This window comes from Burkholderia reimsis, assembly GCF_003294055.1.
GTDB lineage: Bacteria > Pseudomonadota > Gammaproteobacteria > Burkholderiales > Burkholderiaceae > Burkholderia > Burkholderia cepacia.
The window spans coordinates 1-546 of sequence record NZ_QMFZ01000135.1; the positions used below are offsets into that span (position 1 = coordinate 1).

The window sequence follows — 546 nt, forward strand, 5'->3', positions numbered from 1 at the left end:
CCACGCCTGCGATGCGGGCATGGATTTCGTGCGAGCCAAGACTGCTGGTGCCCGTGTGCTTGAGCGTGACGCCGGCATTCACCATGCCGAAGGTCTTGCGGTTCAGGTCGGTCGACACGCCGGCAGAGGTCGCGCGCTGGTCGCCAAACATGAACCCCGCCACGGCGGCGACGGACGGTTCCAGGCTCACGCCATGACCGAGGTCGAACGGCCAGCCGGCGTCGAGCGTTGTGCCGAGCGCCTTGACGTTGAACTTGCCGCTGGTATTGGCGCCTTCCAAGTCGGTGGCGTTGTAGGCGTTGCGCAGCGTCGCGCCGCTGATGCCGCCGGTAACGTACGGGCCGCTGTTGGCCTGAAGCGTGGCGCTGACGCCGACCGCCGTCATGTTGATCGTGCCCGAGCCACGCGTGTAGCCGACATTTGCTTTGGCCTGCGTGATGCTGGCGCCCACGCGTACCGTGCTCCTGTCGCCTTGATAGACGCGGCGGTCTGCCCCGAGGCTCAGCGACGTGACCGTCTCGCTGTACTGGCGTCCATAGGTGGTAT

Annotated in this window: 1 protein-coding gene; it reads right to left on the minus strand. The window is 66.3% G+C overall.

The window, feature by feature from the left end; genetic code table 11:
* A partial coding sequence (locus DPV79_RS41595; RefSeq protein WP_133295809.1) for an autotransporter outer membrane beta-barrel domain-containing protein occupies positions 1–546 on the minus strand: 546 nt, incomplete at both ends.